At 59.5% G+C, this 12,716-nt stretch carries 26 protein-coding genes; all 26 read left to right on the forward strand.

The genetic code is table 11. The annotated features are described in order from the left end of the window. Nucleotides 1-139 precede the first annotated feature (139 nt). The 26 genes from rplC to rpsD all read left to right on the forward strand — a co-directional run bounded on the left by rplC (nt 140) and on the right by rpsD (nt 12,646). Nucleotides 140-790, forward strand: coding sequence for a 50S ribosomal protein L3 (gene rplC, locus HAV18_RS38390; protein WP_006482922.1), 651 nt, complete (start codon nt 140-142; stop codon nt 788-790). Further along, nucleotides 790-1,410 carry a 50S ribosomal protein L4 gene (gene rplD / locus HAV18_RS38395; RefSeq protein ID WP_166966041.1) on the forward strand — a complete coding sequence of 207 codons (621 nt, stop codon included), beginning with the start codon at nt 790-792 and terminating at the stop codon, nt 1,408-1,410. Before rplC ends, rplD begins: the two co-directional genes overlap by 1 nt. After that, nucleotides 1,407-1,721 carry a 50S ribosomal protein L23 gene (gene rplW / locus HAV18_RS38400; RefSeq protein WP_004199275.1) on the forward strand — a complete coding sequence of 105 codons (315 nt, stop codon included), beginning with the start codon at nt 1,407-1,409 and terminating at the stop codon, nt 1,719-1,721. Before rplD ends, rplW begins: the two co-directional genes overlap by 4 nt. Before the next feature lie 2 nt (nt 1,722-1,723). Beyond that, nucleotides 1,724-2,551, forward strand: coding sequence for a 50S ribosomal protein L2 (gene rplB, locus HAV18_RS38405; protein WP_006482900.1), 828 nt, complete (start codon nt 1,724-1,726; stop codon nt 2,549-2,551). Nucleotides 2,552-2,561: 10 nt separating this feature from the next. Next, complete coding sequence (gene rpsS, locus HAV18_RS38410; RefSeq protein ID WP_004199273.1) at nt 2,562-2,837, forward strand: 30S ribosomal protein S19; 276 nt, start codon at nt 2,562-2,564, stop codon at nt 2,835-2,837. Between the two features lie 12 nt (nt 2,838-2,849). Next, on the forward strand, nt 2,850-3,179 hold the full coding sequence (gene rplV, locus HAV18_RS38415) for a 50S ribosomal protein L22 (protein WP_004199272.1): 330 nt from the start codon (nt 2,850-2,852) through the stop codon (nt 3,177-3,179). An 11-nt stretch (nt 3,180-3,190) separates the two neighbouring features. Continuing rightward, on the forward strand, nt 3,191-3,991 hold the full coding sequence (rpsC, locus tag HAV18_RS38420; protein ID WP_006482899.1) for a 30S ribosomal protein S3: 801 nt from the start codon (nt 3,191-3,193) through the stop codon (nt 3,989-3,991). Nucleotides 3,992-3,993: 2 nt separating this feature from the next. After that, nucleotides 3,994-4,410 (forward strand): 50S ribosomal protein L16, encoded by a 417-nt coding sequence (gene rplP / locus HAV18_RS38425; protein WP_006752927.1) that lies wholly within the window; start codon nt 3,994-3,996, stop codon nt 4,408-4,410. A gap of 9 nt (nt 4,411-4,419) precedes the next feature. Next, entirely contained in the window at nt 4,420-4,614 is a 195-nt protein-coding gene (gene rpmC / locus HAV18_RS38430; protein WP_006400652.1) for a 50S ribosomal protein L29, read from the forward strand. Further along, nucleotides 4,611-4,883, forward strand: a complete 273-nt coding sequence (gene rpsQ, locus HAV18_RS38435; protein WP_006477189.1) for a 30S ribosomal protein S17 — start codon at nt 4,611-4,613, stop codon at nt 4,881-4,883. Before rpmC ends, rpsQ begins: the two co-directional genes overlap by 4 nt. 310 nt (nt 4,884-5,193) lie before the next feature. After that, complete coding sequence (gene rplN / locus HAV18_RS38440; protein WP_006482918.1) at nt 5,194-5,562, forward strand: 50S ribosomal protein L14; 369 nt, start codon at nt 5,194-5,196, stop codon at nt 5,560-5,562. 9 nt (nt 5,563-5,571) lie between these two features. Further along, entirely contained in the window at nt 5,572-5,880 is a 309-nt protein-coding gene (gene rplX, locus HAV18_RS38445) for a 50S ribosomal protein L24 (protein WP_006477187.1), read from the forward strand. Between the two features lie 16 nt (nt 5,881-5,896). Further along, complete coding sequence (rplE, locus tag HAV18_RS38450) at nt 5,897-6,436, forward strand: 50S ribosomal protein L5 (protein WP_006477186.1); 540 nt, start codon at nt 5,897-5,899, stop codon at nt 6,434-6,436. 7 nt (nt 6,437-6,443) lie between these two features. Beyond that, nucleotides 6,444-6,749, forward strand: coding sequence for a 30S ribosomal protein S14 (gene rpsN / locus HAV18_RS38455; protein ID WP_011350676.1), 306 nt, complete (start codon nt 6,444-6,446; stop codon nt 6,747-6,749). A gap of 14 nt (nt 6,750-6,763) precedes the next feature. Beyond that, nucleotides 6,764-7,159, forward strand: coding sequence for a 30S ribosomal protein S8 (gene rpsH, locus HAV18_RS38460; protein ID WP_006477185.1), 396 nt, complete (start codon nt 6,764-6,766; stop codon nt 7,157-7,159). A gap of 18 nt (nt 7,160-7,177) precedes the next feature. Next, nucleotides 7,178-7,708 carry a 50S ribosomal protein L6 gene (rplF, locus tag HAV18_RS38465; RefSeq protein WP_006477184.1) on the forward strand — a complete coding sequence of 177 codons (531 nt, stop codon included), beginning with the start codon at nt 7,178-7,180 and terminating at the stop codon, nt 7,706-7,708. A gap of 12 nt (nt 7,709-7,720) precedes the next feature. After that, nucleotides 7,721-8,086: a 50S ribosomal protein L18 gene (gene rplR, locus HAV18_RS38470; protein ID WP_006477183.1), complete on the forward strand. Its 366-nt coding sequence runs from the start codon at nt 7,721-7,723 to the stop codon at nt 8,084-8,086. A 14-nt stretch (nt 8,087-8,100) separates the two neighbouring features. After that, on the forward strand, nt 8,101-8,619 hold the full coding sequence (rpsE, locus tag HAV18_RS38475; protein WP_006752931.1) for a 30S ribosomal protein S5: 519 nt from the start codon (nt 8,101-8,103) through the stop codon (nt 8,617-8,619). Between the two features lie 15 nt (nt 8,620-8,634). Further along, on the forward strand, nt 8,635-8,817 hold the full coding sequence (gene rpmD / locus HAV18_RS38480; RefSeq protein WP_006400644.1) for a 50S ribosomal protein L30: 183 nt from the start codon (nt 8,635-8,637) through the stop codon (nt 8,815-8,817). A gap of 26 nt (nt 8,818-8,843) precedes the next feature. Further along, the gene (gene rplO, locus HAV18_RS38485; RefSeq protein ID WP_006482880.1) at nt 8,844-9,278 is read left to right on the forward strand and encodes a 50S ribosomal protein L15; all 435 of its coding nucleotides are present in this window, start codon (nt 8,844-8,846) and stop codon (nt 9,276-9,278) included. A gap of 42 nt (nt 9,279-9,320) precedes the next feature. Further along, the gene (secY, locus tag HAV18_RS38490) at nt 9,321-10,670 is read left to right on the forward strand and encodes a preprotein translocase subunit SecY (RefSeq protein ID WP_006482915.1); all 1,350 of its coding nucleotides are present in this window, start codon (nt 9,321-9,323) and stop codon (nt 10,668-10,670) included. Nucleotides 10,671-10,678: 8 nt separating this feature from the next. Beyond that, nucleotides 10,679-10,897, forward strand: coding sequence for a translation initiation factor IF-1 (gene infA, locus HAV18_RS38495; RefSeq protein WP_004521905.1), 219 nt, complete (start codon nt 10,679-10,681; stop codon nt 10,895-10,897). Between the two features lie 20 nt (nt 10,898-10,917). Then, nucleotides 10,918-11,034 carry a 50S ribosomal protein L36 gene (rpmJ, locus tag HAV18_RS38500; RefSeq protein ID WP_004199844.1) on the forward strand — a complete coding sequence of 39 codons (117 nt, stop codon included), beginning with the start codon at nt 10,918-10,920 and terminating at the stop codon, nt 11,032-11,034. A 38-nt stretch (nt 11,035-11,072) separates the two neighbouring features. Then, nucleotides 11,073-11,438 carry a 30S ribosomal protein S13 gene (rpsM, locus tag HAV18_RS38505; protein WP_006477178.1) on the forward strand — a complete coding sequence of 122 codons (366 nt, stop codon included), beginning with the start codon at nt 11,073-11,075 and terminating at the stop codon, nt 11,436-11,438. A gap of 28 nt (nt 11,439-11,466) precedes the next feature. After that, nucleotides 11,467-11,868, forward strand: a complete 402-nt coding sequence (rpsK, locus tag HAV18_RS38510) for a 30S ribosomal protein S11 (protein ID WP_004197937.1) — start codon at nt 11,467-11,469, stop codon at nt 11,866-11,868. 154 nt (nt 11,869-12,022) lie between these two features. After that, a complete protein-coding gene (gene rpsD, locus HAV18_RS38515; RefSeq protein WP_166966043.1) occupies nt 12,023-12,646 on the forward strand; it encodes a 30S ribosomal protein S4 in 624 nt (207 codons plus the stop codon). Nucleotides 12,647-12,716: the final 70 nt, after the last annotated feature.

Consider the following 12,716-nt stretch of genomic DNA (forward strand, 5'->3'; position numbering starts at 1 on the left):
CTTTGTATTGCTTGCGGAAATCGCGAGGTCGGGCTATACTGCTTGGCTTTTCGCGTATTCGCGTAAAAAAGTTGGGCCTTGCGTGCCCGGCATTTTGTAAATCAGCCCCGACCAATCGCAGTCGGGAATGGAGAAAATGATGAGCCTTGGACTCGTAGGTCGCAAGGTTGGCATGACCCGTATCTTCACGGCGGAAGGGGATTCGATTCCCGTCACCGTGCTGGACGTGTCGGACAACCGCGTGACGCAGATCAAGACTGTTGAAACCGACGGCTACACGGCCGTGCAGGTTGCATTCGGCTCCCGCCGCGCATCGCGCGTGACGAAGCCGCTGGCAGGTCATCTCGCCAAAGCCGGTGTCGAAGCCGGTGAAATCCTCAAGGAATTCCGCATTGACGCGGCCAAGGCAGCTGAGCTGTCGAATGGCGCCGTGGTCGGTGCAGATCTTTTCGAAGTGGGCCAGAAGGTCGACGTGCAAGGCGTGTCGATCGGTAAGGGCTACGCCGGTACGATCAAGCGTTACAACTTCTCCTCCGGCCGTGCCACGCACGGTAACTCGCGCTCGCACAACGTGCCGGGCTCGATCGGTATGGCGCAGGATCCGGGTCGTGTTTTCCCGGGTAAACGCATGACGGGTCACATGGGTGATGTGACGGTGACGGTGCAGAACCTCGAAATCGCTCGTATCGACGCAGAGCGCAAGCTGCTGCTCGTGAAGGGTGCGATTCCGGGCGCGAAGGGCGGCAAGGTCTTCGTGACGCCGGCCGTCAAGACCAAGGGGGCGAAATAATGGAACTCAAGCTCCTGAACGAAAATGGTCAGGAAGGTGCAGTGGTCAACGCATCGGACGTCGTGTTCGGTCGTGACTACAACGAAGCGCTGATCCACCAGGTCGTCGTCGCTTACCAGGCGAATGCTCGCCAAGGTAACCGCGCACAGAAGGACCGTGAGCAAGTCAAGCACACGACCAAGAAGCCGTGGCGCCAGAAGGGTACGGGCCGTGCTCGTGCCGGTATGTCGTCCAGCCCGCTGTGGCGTGGCGGTGGTCGTATCTTCCCGAATTCGCCGGAAGAAAACTTCTCGCACAAGGTCAACAAGAAGATGCATCGCGCAGGCCTCTGCTCGATCTTCTCGCAGCTGGCCCGTGAAGGCCGTCTGTCGGTTGTCGAGGACATCATCCTCGGAGCGCCGAAGACCAAGCTGCTGGCCGAAAAATTCAAGACCATGGGTCTCGACTCCGTGCTGATCATCACCGACACGGTTGACGAAAACCTGTACCTGGCATCGCGCAACCTGCCGCACGTGGCAATTGTCGAGCCGCGCTACGCTGACCCGCTGTCGCTGATCTACTTCAAGAAAGTGCTGGTCACGAAGGCTGCGGTCGCCCAGATCGAGGAGTTGCTGTCATGAGCGAGATTCGCAAGAACGATCATCGTTTGATGCAGGTCCTGCTCGCACCGGTGATCTCGGAAAAGGCGACGCTGGTTGCCGACAAGAACGAGCAAGTCGTGTTCGAAGTCGCACCGGATGCCACGAAGCAGGAAGTGAAGGCGGCTGTCGAGCTGCTGTTCAAGGTTGAAGTTGATTCCGTCAACGTGCTGGTTCAGAAGGGCAAGCAGAAGCGCTTTGGCCGTTCGATGGGCCGCCGCAAGGACGTGAAGAAGGCGTACGTTTGCCTGAAGCCCGGCCAGGAAATCAACTTTGAAGCGGAGGCCAAGTAATCATGGCAATCGTTAAAGTTAAGCCGACATCGCCGGGTCGCCGCGCGATGGTCAAGGTGGTCAACAAGAACCTGCACCAGGGCAAGCCGTTCGCGGCACTGCTCGACTCGCAGAGCTCGACCGCCGGCCGTAACAACAACGGTCGTATCACCACGCGTCACAAGGGTGGTGGTCACAAGCAACACTACCGTATCGTCGATTTCCGTCGCACGAAGGATGGCATCCCGGCAAAGGTCGAGCGTCTCGAGTACGACCCGAACCGTAGCGCGAACATCGCGCTGGTGCTCTACGCAGACGGCGAGCGTCGCTACATCATCGCCCCGAAGGGCCTGACGGTCGGCCAACAGCTGATGTCGGGTTCGGAAGCGCCGATCCGTGCAGGCAACACGCTGCCGATCCGCAACATTCCGGTCGGTACGACGATCCACTGCATCGAGATGCTGCCGGGCAAGGGCGCGCAAATGGCGCGTTCGGCTGGTACGTCGGCCATGCTGCTCGCACGTGAAGGCGTCTACGCGCAGGTTCGTCTGCGTTCGGGCGAAATCCGCCGCGTGCACATCGAGTGCCGTGCAACGATCGGTGAAGTCGGCAACGAAGAGCATAGCCTGCGCCAGATCGGCAAGGCTGGCGCGAACCGCTGGCGCGGTATCCGCCCGACGGTGCGTGGCGTTGCGATGAACCCGGTTGATCACCCGCACGGTGGTGGTGAGGGCAAGACGGCTGCAGGTCGCGATCCGGTTAGCCCGTGGGGTACTCCGGCTAAGGGTTATCGCACCCGTAGCAACAAGCGCACGACGACGATGATCGTCCAGCGCCGTCACAAGCGTTAAGGAGTAGGCAATGGCACGTTCTGTTAAAAAAGGTCCGTTCTGCGACGCCCATTTGCTGAAGAAAGTTGAGGCGGCTGCAGCTTCGCGCGACAAAAAGCCGATCAAGACCTGGTCGCGTCGCTCGACGATTCTGCCGGATTTCATCGGCCTGACGATCGCTGTTCACAACGGCCGTCAACACGTTCCGGTGTACATCTCGGAAAACATGGTCGGCCACAAGCTTGGCGAGTTCGCACTGACCCGTACGTTCAAGGGTCACGCAGCCGACAAGAAGGCCAAGAAATAAGGGGCAATCAAGATGGAAGTGAAAGCAATTCATCGCGGTGCCCGCATCTCGGCGCAAAAAACGCGCCTTGTGGCTGACCAGATCCGCGGTTTGCCGGTCGACAAGGCGCTGAACGTTCTGACGTTCTCGCCGAAGAAAGCGGCTGGCATCGTGAAGAAGGTTGTGCTGTCGGCAATCGCGAATGCGGAGCACAACGAAGGCGCCGATATCGACGAGCTCAAGATCAAGAGCATCTACGTCGACAAGGCTGCATCGCTCAAGCGTTTCACCGCGCGCGCCAAGGGCCGCGGTAACCGCATCGAGAAGCAATCCTGTCACATCACTGTGACGGTCGGGAATTAAGGAGCCATACGATGGGACAGAAAATTCATCCGACTGGCTTCCGCCTGGCTGTCAGCCGTAATTGGGCTTCGCGTTGGTACGCGAACAACAACAATTTCGCGGCGATGCTGCAGGAAGACATCGGTGTTCGTGAATACCTGAAGAAGAAGCTGAAGAACGCTTCGGTCGGTCGGGTCGTCATCGAGCGTCCGGCGAAGAACGCGCGCATCACGATTTACAGCTCGCGTCCGGGCGTGGTCATCGGCAAGAAGGGCGAGGATATCGAGCAGCTGAAGACGGAACTGCAACGCCGCATGGGCGTTCCGGTTCACGTCAACATCGAAGAAATCCGCAAGCCGGAAACCGATGCTCAGCTGATCGCTGACTCGATCACGCAACAGCTCGAGCGCCGGATCATGTTCCGTCGCGCGATGAAGCGTGCGATGCAGAACGCGATGCGTCTGGGTGCTCAAGGCATCAAGATCATGAGCGCGGGCCGTCTGAACGGTATCGAAATCGCTCGTACGGAGTGGTATCGCGAAGGTCGCGTGCCCCTTCACACGCTGCGTGCCGACATCGACTACGCGACTTCGGAAGCGAAGACGACTTACGGGATCATCGGCGTCAAGGTGTGGGTCTACAAGGGCGATACGCTCGGCCGCAACGACGCACCGGTGGTGGAAGAAGTAGCCGAAGACAAGCGTCCGCGTCGCAATGCGCGTCCGGGCGACCGTCGTCCGCGCCGTGATGGCGAAGGCGGCGCTCCGGGTGCTCGCCGTGGCGCACCGCGCCGTGGCGCCGGCAAGCCCGAAGACGGCAAGACTGGAGAATAACGATGCTGCAACCGAAACGCAGAAAGTATCGTAAAGAGCAGAAAGGTCGTAACACCGGCAAGGCGACGCGCGGCAACGCAGTGTCGTTCGGTGACTTCGGCCTGAAGGCTATCGGTCGCGGTCGTTTGACCGCACGCCAGATTGAAGCGGCGCGTCGTGCAATGACGCGTCACATCAAGCGTGGCGGCCGCATCTGGATCCGGATCTTCCCGGACAAGCCGATTTCGCAGAAGCCGGCCGAAGTGCGTATGGGTAACGGTAAGGGTAACCCGGAGTACTACGTCGCCGAGATTCAGCCGGGCAAGATGCTCTATGAAATGGACGGCGTAACCGAAGAACTGGCACGCGAAGCGTTCCGTCTGGCTGCAGCCAAGCTGCCGCTCAAGACGGCATTCATCGTGCGCCAGCTCGGCGCCTAAGGAGAAAACATGAAGGCTTCCGAACTTCTCCAGAAAGACCAGGCCGCGCTCAACAAGGAGCTGGCGGACCTGCTGAAGGCGCAATTCGGCCTGCGCATGCAACTCGCGACCCAGCAGCTCACGAACACGAGCCAGCTGAAGAAGGTTCGTCGCGACATCGCACGTGTGCGGACCGTCATGACTCAGAAGGCGAACCAGAAATGAACGATAGCGTGAAAACCTCGCTGAAGCGGACGCTGGTCGGTCGGGTCGTCAGCAACAAGATGGACAAGACCGTCACCGTGCTGATCGAGCACCGCGTCAAGCACCCGATCTACGGCAAGTATGTCGTGCGCTCGAAGAAGTACCACGCGCACGATGAAGCGAACACCTACAACGAAGGCGATCTCGTCGAAATCCAGGAAACTCGTCCTGTTTCGAAGACGAAGGCCTGGACGGTGTCGCGCCTCGTCGAAGCGGCTCGCGTGATCTAAGCGGGGCCGTGCAGTAGGCAGCAACAGGCACTTCTCCACGAAGTGCTTGAAATCGCAAAGTTTTTGCTTGCGTGACCAGGATTATTTGTTATAATCCTGGTCTTCCCTCTTTATGGGAGCCCCGTCGCGGGCGAAGTTGGTGGGGGAAGCGGACTGGCGCCAGCCTGTCCGAAAGATTCACCGAATTGCGATGGCGGGTTTCGTTTGCCGTCGCTGCTGTTCCAACCCAAGCAGCCGATTGGCTGACGGGACCAAGACTGACCGAATGCATCATGGTGGTGCATCCGGATTAAGTTGGGAAAGACAAACCATGATCCAGACCGAATCTCGGCTCGAAGTAGCCGACAACACGGGTGCACGTGAAGTCCTGTGCATCAAGGTGCTCGGCGGCTCGAAGCGTCGTTATGCCGGCATTGGCGACATCATCAAGGTGAGCGTCAAAGAGGCAACGCCGCGCGGGCGCGTGAAGAAAGGCGAAATTTACAACGCCGTGGTGGTCCGCACCGCCAAGGGCGTGCGCCGTCAAGACGGCTCGCTGATCAAGTTCGACGGCAACGCCGCTGTGCTTTTGAATAACAAGCTCGAGCCGATCGGCACCCGTATCTTCGGGCCGGTGACGCGTGAGCTGCGTAGCGAACGATTCATGAAGATCGTTTCGCTGGCGCCGGAAGTGCTGTAAGGAGTCGCGATGAACAAGATTCGCAAGGGTGACGAAGTCATCGTCGTCACCGGCAAGGACAAGGGCAAGCGCGGCGTCGTGCTGGCTGTCGGTGCTGAACATGTGACGGTTGAAGGTATCAACCTCGTCAAGAAGCATGTGAAGCCGAACCCGATGAAGGGTACGACGGGCGGCGTGGAAGCGAAGACGATGCCCCTGCATATTTCGAACGTCGCACTGGTCGACGCGAATGGCAAGGCGTCGCGTGTTGGCATCAAGGTCGAGGAAGGCAAGAAGGTTCGCTTCCTGAAGACGACCGGTGCCGTACTGAGCGCCTGACGCAGCGGAGTAAAAAATGGCTCGTTTTCAAGAGTTTTACAAAGAAAAGGTTGTGCCCGGCCTGATCGAGAAGTTCGGTTACAAGTCGGTCATGGAAGTGCCGCGTATCACCAAGATCACGTTGAACATGGGTCTTGGCGAAGCGATCGCTGACAAGAAGATCATCGAGAACGCCGTTGGCGACCTCACGAAGATCGCTGGTCAGAAGCCGGTCGTGACGAAGGCACGCAAGGCAATCGCAGGCTTCAAGATCCGCCAGGGTTACCCGATCGGCGCGATGGTGACGCTGCGCGGCCAGGCGATGTATGAATTCCTCGACCGTTTCGTGACCGTTGCCCTGCCCCGCGTGCGTGACTTCCGCGGTGTGTCGGGTCGTGCCTTCGATGGCCGCGGCAACTACAACATCGGTGTGAAAGAGCAGATCATTTTCCCCGAAATCGATTACGACAAGATCGACGCACTGCGTGGGCTGAACATCAGCATCACGACGACTGCGAAGACCGACGACGAAGCAAAGGCTCTGCTCGCCAGCTTCAAGTTCCCGTTCAGAAACTGAGGTTACCGTGGCTAAACTGGCACTGATCGAACGTGAAAAGAAGCGCGCCCGCCTGGTCGCGAAGTTCGCAGCAAAGCGCGATGCGCTGAAGGCGATCGTCGAAGACCAAAGCAAGTCGGAAGAAGAGCGCTACGAAGCACGCCTGGAGCTGCAGCAACTGCCCCGCAACGCAAACCCGACCCGCCAGCGTAACCGCTGCGCGATCACGGGCCGCCCGCGTGGCACGTTCCGTAAATTCGGCCTCGCGCGTAACAAGATTCGTGAAATCGCATTCCGTGGCGAGATTCCTGGCCTGACCAAGGCGAGCTGGTAATAGGAGAAACGTAAATGAGCATGAGTGATCCTATCGCCGATATGCTGACTCGCATCCGCAACGCGCAGATGGTCGAGAAGGTATCGGTCGCGATGCCCTCGTCGAAGGTCAAGGTTGCAATCGCGCAAGTCCTGAAGGACGAAGGTTATATCGACGATTTCGCCGTGAAGGCGGAAGGTGCGAAGTCCGAACTGAATATCGCGCTGAAGTACTACGCTGGCCGTCCGGTCATCGAACGCCTCGAGCGCGTGTCGAAGCCTGGCCTGCGCGTCTACCGCGGTCGTAACGACATTCCGCAGGTCATGAATGGCCTCGGCGTGGCAATCGTGTCGACGCCCAAGGGCGTGATGACCGACCGCAAGGCGCGCGCTACCGGCGTCGGCGGCGAAGTCATCTGCTACGTCGCTTAAAGCCGAGGAGAGAGAAACATGTCTCGAGTAGGTAAGAGCCCGATCGCGCTGCAAGGCGCGGAAGTCAAGCTGGCCGACGGTGCAATCACCGTCAAGGGCCCGCTGGGCACCATCACGCAAGCGATCAATCCGCTCGTGAACGTGGCGAACAACGACGGCACGCTGAACCTGTCGCCGGTGGACGAAAGCCGCGAAGCAAATGCACTGTCGGGCACGATGCGCGCGATTATCGCGAATGCCGTGCACGGCGTGACCAAGGGTTTCGAGCGCAAGCTGACGCTGGTTGGCGTCGGTTATCGTGCGCAAGCGCAAGGCGACAAGCTGAACCTGTCGCTGGGTTTCTCGCACCCGGTGGTGCACCAGATGCCGGAAGGCGTCAAGGCAGAAACCCCGACGCAAACCGAAATCGTGATCAAGGGGATCAACAAGCAACAAGTCGGTCAAGTAGCTGCGGAAGTTCGCGGTTACCGTCCGCCGGAGCCCTACAAGGGCAAGGGCGTGCGCTATGCCGACGAGGTTGTGATCCTCAAAGAAACGAAGAAGAAGTAAGGGTGCGCAATCATGGATAAGACTCAATCTCGCCTGCGCCGCGCTCGCCAGACGCGTATCAAGATCGCTGAGCTGCAGGTCGCGCGTCTCGCCGTGCATCGCACGAACACGCACATCTACGCTCAAGTGTTCTCGCCGTGCGGCACCAAGGTGCTCGCCAGCGCGTCGACGCTCGAGGCAGAAGTGCGCGCCGAGCTCGCCGACAAGTCGGGCAAGGGCGGCAACGTTAACGCCGCGACGCTGATCGGCAAGCGTATTGCCGAGAAGGCAAAGGCCGCCGGCATCGAATCCGTCGCCTTCGACCGCTCGGGCTTCCGCTACCACGGCCGCGTGAAAGCGCTGGCTGAGGCAGCTCGCGAAGCTGGGCTCAAGTTCTAAGGAAGGAATTCGTCATGGCAAAGATGCAAGCGAAAGTTCAGGCTGACGAGCGCGACGACGGCCTTCGTGAAAAGATGATTTCGGTCAACCGCGTGACCAAGGTCGTGAAGGGTGGCCGTATTCTCGGCTTCGCCGCACTGACCGTGGTCGGCGATGGTGATGGCCGCATCGGTATGGGCAAGGGCAAGGCGAAGGAAGTGCCGGTCGCTGTCCAGAAGGCAATGGAACAAGCTCGCCGCAACATGTTCAAGGTGCCGCTCAAGAACGGCACGCTGCAACACGAAGTGCACGGCAAGCACGGCGCATCGGCTGTCCTCCTCGCCCCGGCGAAGGCAGGTACGGGCGTGATCGCCGGCGGCCCGATGCGCGCAGTGTTCGACGTGATGGGCGTTCAGAACGTCGTGGCGAAGAGCCACGGTTCGACGAACCCGTACAACCTCGTTCGCGCCACGCTGGACGGCCTGCGTAAGCAGTCCACCCCGGCAGACATCGCGGCGAAGCGCGGCAAGTCCGTCGAAGATATTTTGGGCTAAGCCCGGGTGGTCACCATGTCTGAAAAAACTGTCAAGGTTCAGCTCGTTAAGAGCCTGATCGGGACCCGCGAATCGCACCGCGCGACCGTGCGTGGCCTGGGCCTGCGCCGACTCAACTCGGTCAGCGAGCTTCAGGACACGCCGGCGGTCCGCGGCATGATCAACAAGGTCTCGTACCTCGTTAAGGTCATCGCGTAAGCGGCCCTACGGATCAAGGAGTTGATATGGAATTGAATAACCTGAAGCCGGCAGCTGGCGCCAAGCACGCCAAGCGTCGCGTCGGCCGTGGCATCGGTTCGGGCCTCGGCAAGACGGCTGGCCGTGGTCACAAGGGTCAGAAATCGCGTTCGGGCGGCTTCCACAAAGTCGGTTTCGAAGGCGGTCAGATGCCGCTGCAACGTCGTCTGCCGAAGCGCGGCTTCACGTCGCTGACGAAGGAATTCGTCGGTGAAGTGCGTCTGGGCGACCTCGAGAAGCTGCCGGTCGATGAGATCGATCTGCTCGCACTGAAGCAAGCCGGCCTGGTCGGCGAGCTGACGAAGAGCGCAAAGATCATCGCGACGGGCGAACTGAAGCGCAAGATCGTCGTGAAGGGTCTCGGTGCCACCAAGGGTGCGCGCGCTGCGATCGAAGCGGCTGGCGGTTCGTTCGCCGAGTGACACGCGTAGCGCGTCGTCACTTGCATTCATCGGAGAAGGTACTTGGCTAACAGCCCGAGTCTTGCAAAACCCGGTCGAAGCACGGCGAAATTCGGCGATCTGCGTCGGCGAGCGATGTTCCTGCTCCTGGCGCTGATCGTCTATCGCATCGGCGCGCACATTCCCGTGCCGGGCATCGATCCGGATCAACTGGCTAAGCTGTTCCAGAGCCAGGCGGGTGGCATCCTGGGCATGTTCAACATGTTCTCGGGTGGCGCACTTTCCCGCTTCACGATCTTTGCGCTGGGGATCATGCCGTACATCTCGGCGTCGATCATCATGCAGTTGCTGGCAATCGTATCGCCGCAGCTCGAGGCGCTGAAGAAGGAAGGGCAGGCAGGGCAACGGAAGATCACGCAGTACACGCGGTATTTCACCGTGGTGCTCGCGACCTTCCAGGCTTTCGGTATCGCGGCTGCGCTGGAAAACCAGCCAGGCCTCGTCACTGATCCCGGCATGCTGTTCCGTCTGACGACGGTCGTGACGCTGGTTACGGGCACGATGTTCCTGATGTGGCTCGGCGAGCAGATTACCGAGCGTGGTCTGGGCAACGGTATCTCGATCATCATCTTCGGCGGGATCGCAGCAGGGTTCCCGAATGCCGTCGGTGGGTTGTTCGAGCTGGTGCGTACGGGTTCGATGAGCATCATTTCGGCGATCATCATCGTCGTTCTGATTGCCGCGGTGACTTACCTGGTCGTGTTCATCGAACGCGGTCAGCGCAAGATCCTCGTGAACTACGCGAAACGCCAGGTCGGCAACAAGATCTACGGTGGGCAGTCGTCGCATCTGCCGCTGAAGTTGAACATGTCGGGTGTGATTCCGCCGATCTTCGCATCGTCGATCATTCTGTTCCCGGCAACGATTCTCGGCTGGTTCAGTACCGGTCAGCCGACGGGAAGCTGGATTTCCAATACGTTGCATAACGTAGCGGAAGCGCTGAAGCCGGGCCAGCCGGTCTATGTGCTGCTGTACACGCTGGCGATCGTGTTTTTCTGCTTCTTCTACACCGCACTGGTGTTCAACAGCAGGGAAACCGCAGACAACCTGAAGAAGAGCGGCGCGTTTGTTCCGGGCATCCGTCCGGGCGATCAGACCGCACGATATATCGACCGCATCCTCACGCGTCTGACGCTGGCCGGTGCGATCTACATCGTCTTCGTGTGTCTGCTGCCGGAATTCCTGGTGCTGCGCTGGAACGTGCCGTTTTATTTTGGTGGAACGTCGCTGCTGATCATTGTCGTCGTCACGATGGACTTTATGGCGCAGGTGCAGTCGTACGTTATGTCGCAACAGTATGAGTCACTGCTCAAGAAGGCGAACTTCAAGGGCGGCAACATCCCGATGCGTTAAATAGGACTATGGCCAAAGACGATGTAATCCAGATGCAGGGTGAGGTGATCGAAAACCTCCCGAATGCGACCTTCCGTGTGAAGCTGGAAAACGGCCATGTCGTATTGGGGCATATTTCCGGAAAGATGCGGATGCACTACATCCGCATTCTCCCGGGCGACAAGGTGACGGTTGAGTTGACGCCTTACGATCTGTCTCGTGCGCGGATCGTGTTCCGGGCGAAGTGATTTGAAAAAAGGGTATTATCATGAAAGTGATGGCATCGGTTAAGCGCATTTGCCGCAATTGCAAGATCATCAAGCGCAAGGGCGTCGTTCGCGTGATCTGCAGCTCGGATCCGCGCCACAAGCAGCGCCAAGGCTGACCGCGCGTTTGTTTGCGCTTTTTGTTTGAGGAAAAACAATGGCTCGTATCGCAGGGGTTAACATCCCGAATCACCAGCACACCGAGATTGGCCTGACGGCTATCTTTGGTGTCGGCCGCACCCGTTCGCGCAGCATCTGCGTGGCAGCTGGCGTCGATTTTTCGAAGAAGGTCAAGGATCTGACCGACGCAGACCTGGAAAAGCTGCGTGAAGAAGTGGGCAAGTTTGTCGTCGAAGGCGATCTGCGCCGTGAAGTGACGATGAACATCAAGCGCCTGATGGACCTCGGTTGCTACCGTGGCGTCCGTCATCGCAAGGGCCTGCCGATGCGCGGTCAGCGTACGCGTACGAACGCACGTACCCGTAAGGGTCCGCGTCGTGCAGCGCAAGCGCTGAAGAAGTAAGCGGAACTGACAGTTACAGGAAAACGTAATGGCTAAGGCTTCGAACACCGCGGCGCAACGCGTTCGCAAGAAGGTTAAGAAGAACGTCGCTGAAGGCGTGGTTCACGTTCACGCGTCGTTCAACAACACGATCATCACGATCACCGATCGCCAAGGTAACGCACTGGCATGGGCGACGTCGGGCGGTCAGGGCTTCAAGGGCTCGCGCAAATCGACGCCGTTCGCTGCCCAGGTCGCAGCCGAGTCGGCTGGCCGCGTCGCGATGGAATACGGCGTGAAGAATCTGGAAGTGCGGATCAAGGGCCCGGGCCCGGGTCGTGAGTCGGCAGTGCGCGCACTGCACGGCCTCGGCATCAAGATCACCGCGATTTCGGACGTCACCCCGATTCCGCACAACGGCTGCCGTCCGCCGAAGCGTCGTCGTATCTAAAGATGTGCTGGCACGTTCGTGCTAGCACATTGCCTGTCGCCGCTTAGCGTCGACGGGCGTTGCTTTTTTGATTGACTAAGCCCACCGTTCGCCCCAAAGGGAGCGGACTAGCGCGGATTTCGATCCGCGTGACTGATTGATAAAGGAATGCAAAGTGGCACGTTATATCGGCCCCAAAGCCAAGCTGTCCCGCCGTGAAGGCACCGACCTGTTCCTGAAGAGCGCGCGCCGCTCGCTCGCCGACAAGTGCAAGCTCGACAGCAAGCCGGGTCAGCACGGCCGTACCTCGGGCGCACGTACGTCCGACTACGGTACGCAGCTGCGCGAAAAGCAGAAGGTCAAGCGCATCTACGGCGTGCTGGAGCGTCAGTTCCGCCGCTACTTCGCTGAAGCCGACCGCCGCAAGGGCAACACGGGTGAAAACCTGCTGCAACTGCTCGAGTCGCGCCTCGACAACGTCGTGTATCGCATGGGCTTCGGCTCGACCCGCGCTGAAGCGCGTCAGCTGGTGAGCCACAAGTCGATCACCGTGAACGGCGTCGTCGCGAACGTCCCGTCGCAGCAAGTGAAGTCGGGTGACGTCGTCGCGATCCGCGAAAAGGCGAAGAAGCAAGCGCGTATCGTCGAAGCGCTGTCGCTGGCCGAGCAAGGCGGCATGCCGAGCTGGGTTGCAGTCGATGCGAAGAAGTTCGAAGGCACGTTCAAGCAAATGCCGGAACGCGCTGACATCGCAGGCGACATCAACGAAAGCCTGATCGTCGAATTGTATTCGCGTTAATCCGATTGACGGCCGAGGTACCCCGATTGCGTTGCGCAAGGAGGGGCCTCGGCTGTTTATTTTCTGGTTG

It is taken from the genome of Burkholderia sp. D-99 (assembly GCF_011605345.1).
Taxonomy (GTDB): Bacteria; Pseudomonadota; Gammaproteobacteria; order Burkholderiales; family Burkholderiaceae; genus Burkholderia.

Excerpts from the sequence above, each read along its gene's own strand:
- rplC (WP_006482922.1), top strand. The coding sequence starts at position 140 with ATGAGCCTTGGACTCGTAGGTCGCAAGGTTGGCATGACCCGTATCTTC.
- rplD (WP_166966041.1), top strand. The coding sequence starts at position 790 with ATGGAACTCAAGCTCCTGAACGAAAATGGTCAGGAAGGTGCAGTGGTC.
- rplW (WP_004199275.1), top strand. The coding sequence starts at position 1,407 with ATGAGCGAGATTCGCAAGAACGATCATCGTTTGATGCAGGTCCTGCTC.
- rplB (WP_006482900.1), top strand. The coding sequence starts at position 1,724 with ATGGCAATCGTTAAAGTTAAGCCGACATCGCCGGGTCGCCGCGCGATG.
- rpsS (WP_004199273.1), top strand. The coding sequence starts at position 2,562 with ATGGCACGTTCTGTTAAAAAAGGTCCGTTCTGCGACGCCCATTTGCTG.
- rplV (WP_004199272.1), top strand. The coding sequence starts at position 2,850 with ATGGAAGTGAAAGCAATTCATCGCGGTGCCCGCATCTCGGCGCAAAAA.
- rpsC (WP_006482899.1), top strand. The coding sequence starts at position 3,191 with ATGGGACAGAAAATTCATCCGACTGGCTTCCGCCTGGCTGTCAGCCGT.
- rplP (WP_006752927.1), top strand. The coding sequence starts at position 3,994 with ATGCTGCAACCGAAACGCAGAAAGTATCGTAAAGAGCAGAAAGGTCGT.
- rpmC (WP_006400652.1), top strand. The coding sequence starts at position 4,420 with ATGAAGGCTTCCGAACTTCTCCAGAAAGACCAGGCCGCGCTCAACAAG.
- rpsQ (WP_006477189.1), top strand. The coding sequence starts at position 4,611 with ATGAACGATAGCGTGAAAACCTCGCTGAAGCGGACGCTGGTCGGTCGG.
- rplN (WP_006482918.1), top strand. The coding sequence starts at position 5,194 with ATGATCCAGACCGAATCTCGGCTCGAAGTAGCCGACAACACGGGTGCA.
- rplX (WP_006477187.1), top strand. The coding sequence starts at position 5,572 with ATGAACAAGATTCGCAAGGGTGACGAAGTCATCGTCGTCACCGGCAAG.
- rplE (WP_006477186.1), top strand. The coding sequence starts at position 5,897 with ATGGCTCGTTTTCAAGAGTTTTACAAAGAAAAGGTTGTGCCCGGCCTG.
- rpsH (WP_006477185.1), top strand. The coding sequence starts at position 6,764 with ATGAGCATGAGTGATCCTATCGCCGATATGCTGACTCGCATCCGCAAC.
- rplF (WP_006477184.1), top strand. The coding sequence starts at position 7,178 with ATGTCTCGAGTAGGTAAGAGCCCGATCGCGCTGCAAGGCGCGGAAGTC.
- rplR (WP_006477183.1), top strand. The coding sequence starts at position 7,721 with ATGGATAAGACTCAATCTCGCCTGCGCCGCGCTCGCCAGACGCGTATC.
- rpsE (WP_006752931.1), top strand. The coding sequence starts at position 8,101 with ATGGCAAAGATGCAAGCGAAAGTTCAGGCTGACGAGCGCGACGACGGC.
- rpmD (WP_006400644.1), top strand. The coding sequence starts at position 8,635 with ATGTCTGAAAAAACTGTCAAGGTTCAGCTCGTTAAGAGCCTGATCGGG.
- rplO (WP_006482880.1), top strand. The coding sequence starts at position 8,844 with ATGGAATTGAATAACCTGAAGCCGGCAGCTGGCGCCAAGCACGCCAAG.
- infA (WP_004521905.1), top strand. The coding sequence starts at position 10,679 with ATGGCCAAAGACGATGTAATCCAGATGCAGGGTGAGGTGATCGAAAAC.
- rpmJ (WP_004199844.1), top strand. The coding sequence starts at position 10,918 with ATGAAAGTGATGGCATCGGTTAAGCGCATTTGCCGCAATTGCAAGATC.
- rpsM (WP_006477178.1), top strand. The coding sequence starts at position 11,073 with ATGGCTCGTATCGCAGGGGTTAACATCCCGAATCACCAGCACACCGAG.
- rpsK (WP_004197937.1), top strand. The coding sequence starts at position 11,467 with ATGGCTAAGGCTTCGAACACCGCGGCGCAACGCGTTCGCAAGAAGGTT.